This is a genomic window from Candidatus Pelagibacter sp. HIMB1746 (genome assembly GCF_052047555.1).
In the GTDB taxonomy this organism is placed as follows: domain Bacteria; phylum Pseudomonadota; class Alphaproteobacteria; order Pelagibacterales; family Pelagibacteraceae; genus Pelagibacter.
Genome location: NZ_JBNAJZ010000002.1, coordinates 235970 through 243316, shown reverse-complemented (window position 1 = coordinate 243316; position 7347 = coordinate 235970). Strand labels below are relative to the sequence as shown.

The following is a 7347-nucleotide window of genomic DNA, read 5'->3' as shown; positions in this document are numbered from 1 at the left end:
ATTTTAATATATTTTATTATTTAAAAATATGAAATTTCCAATTCTTTTACCTAATATTTTTGATCATCCATTTACTTATGAAAGTAGTATTGATCTCGAATTGGGAGACTATGTGGAAGTTCCTTTTGGTAAATCAAAAATTACAGGTGTAGTTTGGGATGAATTTGAAAAAAATAGCAACAAAACGTTTAAAATAAAAAAAGTTTTGAGGAAGTTAGATGTGACTCCTCTAAAAAAAAATACTATTAAATTTTTAAACTGGTTTTCAGAGTACAATATTATTCCAAAAGGAATGGCTCTAAAGCTTATTTTATTAAGTAGTCATGCAATAGAAAATAAGGAGCTAAGTTCTTATAATAATTTTAAAAGTGAGATTAAAAATACATCTATAAAATTAAACAAAGATCAAATCAAAGCATATGAGGAAATGGTAAGCACTAACCAAAATTTTAGAGTACATGTGTTACAAGGAACAACAGGATCAGGTAAAACTCTTGTGTATTTTGAAGCTTTAAAAAACCTTATAAAACAAGGATATCAGGGGTTAATTTTGTTACCTGAAATAGGTTTAACAGGTCAATTTGAAAAAAAATTTAATGAATATTTTGGTTTTAATGCGGCTGTGTGGCACTCAGGAGTTTCAAAAAAAAAGAAAGAATTAATTTGGAGTGGAATATCAAATGGAGAAGTTAAAGTAATTATAGGAGCAAGATCATCATTATTTTTACCTTTTAAAAATCTAGGTATGATAATTGTAGATGAAGAGCATGATCAATCATTTAAACAAGATGAAGGTGTAACTTATAATGCACGAGATATGGCAATTTCCAGAGCTTCATTTGAAAATATACCAGTTAATTTAGTAACAGCTGTTCCATCAATTGAAACTTTTGAAAATATTCAAAAAGGAAAATATTCTTTATCAAGACTTACAGAGAGGTATAAAAATGCTTCATTACCAAATTATGAAATTATAGATCTTAATAAAACTAAACTTGAAAAACAATCTTGGTTATCAGATAAAATAATTGAAAAAGTAAATTTTCACCTTGAGAGAAAAGATCAGGTTTTATTTTTTTTAAATAGAAGAGGTTTTTCACCTCATGCGTTGTGCAAAAATTGTTTAACTAGCTATTCTTGTCCAAATTGTACTATCAACCTTGTTTATCATAAAAATAAAAATAATCTACTATGTCACTATTGTGGCTTTAAAACTGATTTAAAAAGAGATTGCTCAAAAGAGGGTGAATGTAACTTTGTCTTTAGTGGACCTGGTGTAGAGAGAATATCTGAGGAAGTTAAAAAAAAATTTCCTAATAAGGAAGTTGAAATTTTTTCAAGTGATACAATGAATAAAAAAGACTCATCAAGCAAATTAGAAAGAATTATAAATAATCAAACCGAGATATTAGTTGGTACACAATTAATTTCTAAAGGATTTCACTTTCCAAGTTTAAATTGCATTGTTGTTGTTGATATTGATTTATCAGCTAACGGAAATGATTTAAGAGGAGCTGAAAAAAATTTGCAGTTATATCATCAGTTATCAGGAAGAGCTGGAAGAACAGGAAAACCTGCAACAGTATATTTTCAAACCTATAACAATAATAAAAATATGATTTTAGAAATTACAAATAAAAATCCTGATATATTTTTAAAAAGAGAACTGGAAATTAGAAAAAAAAATAAACTTCCACCTTATCAAAGATTTATTTCTTTGATTATGACTGGTGAAAATCAAAAAAAATTAGAAAAAGAGGCTTATGACTTTAAAAATTATTTAGAAAATAAAATTGAGGGAAATATATTAGGTCCAGTTGAAGCTCCTATATTTAGACTAAAGAGAAATTTTAGAGTCAGATTTTTAATTAGAGGCTCAAAATCTATGAAACTGCAAAATGCTATTGCAAAATCAGTTCCAAAATACAAATTTCCAAAAGGAATAAAACTTTCAGTTGATGTTGATCCAATTAACTTCAATTAGGCCCAAAAAAGAGGACTTTTTCGTCAATCAGTCACTTGAAGACATAAAGGTCATATGCTAATTAGAGCGTGATTTTTAAATAATCTTCAACATTTTAGAGGTATCAAGTTGAGCAAAGACACAGGATTTTCAATTACTTCAGCAGAAAGGTATTCACTTGCGCTTTATGAATTATCTACCGAAAGCAATGTTACATCCCAAATAGAAGAGCAGTCACTCTCAGTTCTAAAATTGCTAGAACAAAGCCAAGATTTTTCAAATTTAATAAAAGATCCAACTACAAGCCAAGATGATTTATTAAAAGTAGTTAATACAATCTCAGAACATTATAAATTTGATCAATTGTTAAAAAATTTTTTAAGTTTTTTAATTCAAAAGAGAAGGTTCTTTTTTGTAGAAAGAATTCTTAAAAGTTTCATCGAGATCTGTTCAGAAAAAAGGGGAGAGCTAAAAGCTGAATTAAGATCTGCTAAACAATTATCTAATGAAGAAATTAAACAAATTACGGAAGAATTAACTAAAAACTTTAGTTCAAAAATAAAATTAAACTACAAACATGATGAAAGTTTAATAGGAGGTTTAGTAGTACAGGTAGGGAGTACTATGGTTGACACCTCAATTAAAAGTAAATTACAACAAATCGAAAATAGAATGATAGAGGCATAAATGGAAATAAATCCTTCAGAAGTTACAAAAATATTAAAAGAACAAATAAAAAATTTTGGAGATAAAGCAGAGGTTACTGAGGTAGGTCAAGTTTTATCAGTTGGTGATGGTATCGCTAGAATTTACGGTCTTGACAATGTTCAGGCTGGAGAGATGGTTGAATTTTCTGATGGCTCTAAAGGTATGGCCCTAAACTTGGAGAGCGAAAACGTTGGTGTTGTAATTTTTGGTGATGACAGAAATGTTAAAGAAGGTGATGTTGTAAAAAGAACTGGAAAAATTGTTGATACGCCAGTTGGAAAAGAGTTACTAGGTAGAGTAGTAGATGGTTTAGGAAATCCAATTGATGGCAAGGGTGCATTAGATAAAAGTGTACAAAAGAGCAGAGTAGAGGTTAAGGCTCCTGGAATTATCCCTAGACAATCAGTTAATGAACCAATGCAAACAGGTTTAAAATCAATTGATAGTTTGGTTCCAATCGGAAGAGGACAAAGGGAATTAATCATTGGTGATAGACAAACAGGAAAAACTGCGGTTGCAGTTGATGCAATCATAAACCAAAAAAAGATCAATGAATCAGGCGATGAAAAACAAAAATTATATTGTATTTATGTTGCTGTAGGTCAGAAAAGATCAACTGTTAGACAAATTCAAAAAACTTTAGAGGAAGCTGGTGCAATGGAATATACAACGATTGTTGCAGCAACAGCATCAGACTCAGCACCGCTTCAGTTTTTAGCTCCATATACTGGTTGCGCTATGGGTGAATATTTCAGAGATAATGGAATGCACGCGTTGATTATTTATGATGATTTATCAAAACAAGCAGTTGCTTACAGACAAATGTCACTTTTACTTAGAAGACCTCCAGGACGTGAGGCTTATCCAGGTGATGTATTCTATTTACATAGTAGATTATTAGAAAGAGCTGCAAAATTGAGTGATGAACATGGAGGTGGATCTTTAACAGCACTTCCAATTATTGAAACTCAAGGTGGAGACGTATCTGCATTTATTCCAACAAATGTAATTTCAATTACGGATGGTCAGATTTTCTTAGAAACTGAATTATTCAACCAAGGAATTAGACCTGCAATTAACGTTGGTTTATCAGTTTCAAGGGTAGGTTCATCTGCACAAACTAAAGCGATGAAAAAAGTTTCAGGATCTATGAAACTTGAGCTTGCTCAATATAGAGAAATGGCAGCATTTGCTCAATTTGGTTCAGATTTAGATGCTTCTACTCAGCAGTTATTGAATAGAGGATCAAAATTAACTGAGCTTTTAAAACAAAAGCAATATTCTCCAATGACAGTTGCTGAACAAGTAATTTCGGTTTTCTGTGGTGTTAAAGGATATCTTGATGATATCGATTTAAAAGATGTTGCAGGTTTTGAAAGTAAAATCATTGAGAAATGTAAATCAGAAAAACCTGAGATTATTGAGTCGATTCAAAGTTCAGGAAAACTTGAAGAGGATAAAGAAAAGTTATTAGTTGAACTGATTACTCAATTAAAGGAAACCCTTAAATCTTAATTTGATATGGCAAGTTTAGACGACCTAAAAAAAAGAATAGCCAGTGTAAAATCTACACAAAAGATTACTAAGGCTATGAAAATGGTTGCAGCTGCAAAATTAAGAAAAGCACAAGAAAGTGCTGAAAAAGGACGACCTTATTCAGAAAAAATGAACAATGTAATTTTAAATCTTTCTAGTGGAATTTCAGATAAAGAAAATGCACCAAAGTTATTAGCTGGTACAGGACAAGATAAAGTTCATCTTTGTGTTGTTATGACATCAGATAGAGGTCTATGTGGTGGGTTTAATTCCAACATAATTAAGAAAGCTAAAAGTTACTTTTCTAAAATTTTAGATGAGAATAAAGAGCTTAAAATTATCACTGTAGGTTCAAAAGGCAATGACCAGCTTAAGAGAATTTATGGTGATAAAATAATTGAAAATATTTCATTTAAAGAGTCGAAAAATGCAAATTATTTTGATGCAGATAAGGTAGGAAAAATTATTATTGAAAAATTTGAAGCAGGTGAATTTGATATTTGTACAATTTTTTACAATAAATTTAAAAATGTAATTACACAAATCCCACAAGCTCAACAAATAATTCCTTTAAATGATGAGGGAAGTGAAAATGGTTCAGATGAAAGTTACGAATTTGAACCAGATGAAGATGAAATTTTAAGCAATTTGTTGCCAAAAAATATTTCAACACAAATATTTAAGGCAATGTTAGAGAATTCAGCTAGCGAACAAGGATCCAGAATGAGTGCAATGGATAATGCAACCCGAAACGCAGGTGAAATGGTTGACAAACTTACTATCGAATATAATAGAAGTCGTCAGGCAGCAATTACTAAAGAACTAATAGAAATCATATCAGGAGCAGAAAGTTTATAATTATGAGCAAAGGAATAATCACACAAGTTATTGGAGCGGTAGTAGACGTAAAATTTGAAGGAGAATTACCGGAAATTTTAACAGCATTAGAATGTAAAAATGGTGACAATAGATTGGTTTTAGAGGTTGCTCAGCACTTAGGAGAAACTACTGTAAGAACTATTGCAATGGATGCTACTGAAGGATTAAAAAGAGGAGATGAAGTTGTAAATACGAATGCTCCTATCCAGGTACCTGTTGGACCAGAAACACTAGGTAGAATTATTAATGTAATTGGTGAGCCAATTGACGAAAGAGGTGAGGTTAAAACTAAAGAAAGCTGGCCTATTCACAGAGCTGCGCCTGAATTTAATGATCAATCAACTGAAACTGAAATATTAGTTACTGGTATTAAAGTTATCGACTTATTAGCACCATATGCCAAAGGAGGAAAAATTGGACTATTTGGAGGTGCTGGTGTTGGTAAAACAGTTTTAATTATGGAATTGATTAACAACGTTGCGAAAGCACATGGTGGATTTTCAGTTTTTGCTGGAGTTGGAGAAAGAACTAGAGAAGGAAATGATCTTTACCATGAGATGATGGAATCTGGAGTAATCAAGCAAGATGGCCCAGGTTCTAAAGCTGCATTGGTTTATGGACAAATGAACGAACCCCCAGGAGCAAGAGCAAGGGTTGCTTTAACTGGATTAACAGTTGCAGAATATTTTAGAGATCAAGAAGGACAAGACGTTTTATTCTTTGTTGATAATATTTTTAGATTTACTCAAGCTGGTTCAGAGGTATCTGCTTTATTAGGTAGAATTCCTTCAGCTGTAGGATATCAGCCTACATTGGCTACTGATATGGGTAATCTTCAAGAAAGAATTACAACAACAAACAAAGGATCAATTACTTCAGTGCAAGCGATTTATGTTCCAGCTGATGACTTAACTGATCCAGCGCCTGCAACATCATTTGCTCACTTGGATGCTACTACTGTACTTTCAAGACAAATAGCTGAAATTGGTATTTATCCTGCAGTAGACCCATTAGATTCTACTTCAAGAATTTTAGATCCAAGAATAGTTGGTGATGAGCACTATAGAGTTGCGAGAGATGTACAAAGAATTTTACAATCTTATAAATCACTTCAGGATATTATTGCTATTCTTGGTATGGATGAATTATCTGAGGAAGATAAATTAGTTGTAGCAAGAGCTAGAAAGATTCAAAGATTTTTATCTCAACCATTTTTTGTTGCGGAAGTATTTACAGGTTCACCAGGAAAATTAGTTGATCTTGAATCTACAATCAAAGGATTTGATGCAATCTGTAAGGGTGAATATGATCACTTGCCAGAAGCAGCTTTTTACATGGTCGGTACAATTGAAGAGGCTATTGAAAAAGCTCAAAAAATGGAAAAAGAAGCTGCAGCTTAATGAGCGAAGAATTTAAAATTGAGATAGTAAATCCTGAAAAATCTTTTTTGGTCAAAGAAGATGTATCAGAAGTAGTAGTACCTGCTTTTGAGGGAGAAATGGGGATATTAAAAGATCACATTTCAATTATCTCATTTTTAAAACCAGGTATTATCAAAGTAAGTTCAAAATCTGGTGATGAAAATTATTATGTTGAGGATGGTATAGTAGAGTTTAAAAATAATAATTTATCTATTCTAACAAGCTCAATTTACAATTTGTCTGATATGGATAAATCTGTTCAACAGGATTTACTGAAAAAAGCTGAAGAAGAGGCAGGAAAGTCAGATATTAGCGATCAAGCTAAATATTTGGTAGACCAAAAAATCGAAGTTTTAAAAACTCTTAATTAAGAATTTTTTTTATTTTATCTTTAACTTCTTTGTACACGTGTAGTTTAAAATCAACCACTAAGTCCGTAATTTTGTCTAATTCTACCCATTTCCATTCTAAAAATTCAGGGTGTTTGGTTTCGATATTTATTTCATTATCTTCCCCAACAAATCTCATCAAAAACCATTTTTGTTTTTGACCTCTGTACTTTCCTTTCCAAATCAAACCAAGCAATCTCTCTGGAAGTTCATAAGTTATGGTCCCATCTAATTCTTTGATTAATTCGACACTCTTAATATTAGTTTCCTCTTCTAATTCTCTGTAAGCAGCTTTTAAAAAATCCTCACCCTCATCTACACCGCCCTGGGGCATTTGCCAAAAATTTTTGGGGTTATCTATTCTTTTGGCAACAAATACTTTGTTCTCTTTATTTAACACAACAATTCCTACTCCACTTCTTAGTGGAAGATTATTCAAATCTTTTTTCAT

Annotated in this window: 7 protein-coding genes; 6 read left to right on the top strand and 1 reads right to left on the bottom strand. The window is 31.4% G+C overall.

All coding sequences use genetic code 11. From position 1 onward, the window contains the following. Positions 1-28: 28 nt before the first annotated feature. The 6 genes from priA to atpC all read left to right on the top strand — a co-directional run bounded on the left by priA (position 29) and on the right by atpC (position 6878). A complete protein-coding gene (gene priA, locus ACTTBM_RS03970) occupies positions 29-1984 on the top strand; it encodes a replication restart helicase PriA (protein ID WP_440634813.1) in 1956 nt (651 codons plus the stop codon). A gap of 108 nt (positions 1985-2092) precedes the next feature. Next, positions 2093-2650: an ATP synthase F1 subunit delta gene (gene atpH / locus ACTTBM_RS03965; RefSeq protein WP_440634812.1), complete on the top strand. Its 558-nt coding sequence runs from the start codon at positions 2093-2095 to the stop codon at positions 2648-2650. Beyond that, complete coding sequence (atpA, locus tag ACTTBM_RS03960) at positions 2651-4186, top strand: F0F1 ATP synthase subunit alpha (protein ID WP_262589886.1); 1536 nt, start codon at positions 2651-2653, stop codon at positions 4184-4186. A gap of 6 nt (positions 4187-4192) precedes the next feature. Continuing rightward, entirely contained in the window at positions 4193-5065 is an 873-nt protein-coding gene (locus ACTTBM_RS03955) for a F0F1 ATP synthase subunit gamma (protein ID WP_440634811.1), read from the top strand. Positions 5066-5067: 2 nt separating this feature from the next. After that, on the top strand, positions 5068-6486 hold the full coding sequence (atpD, locus tag ACTTBM_RS03950) for a F0F1 ATP synthase subunit beta (protein WP_262589885.1): 1419 nt from the start codon (positions 5068-5070) through the stop codon (positions 6484-6486). After that, positions 6486-6878, top strand: a complete 393-nt coding sequence (atpC, locus tag ACTTBM_RS03945; RefSeq protein ID WP_440634810.1) for an ATP synthase F1 subunit epsilon — start codon at positions 6486-6488, stop codon at positions 6876-6878. Before atpD ends, atpC begins: the two co-directional genes overlap by 1 nt. Here the strand turns inward: atpC and ACTTBM_RS03940 are convergent. Continuing rightward, positions 6871-7347: an RNA pyrophosphohydrolase gene (locus ACTTBM_RS03940; protein WP_440634809.1), complete on the bottom strand. Its 477-nt coding sequence runs from the start codon at positions 7345-7347 to the stop codon at positions 6871-6873. The genes atpC and ACTTBM_RS03940 overlap by 8 nt on opposite strands.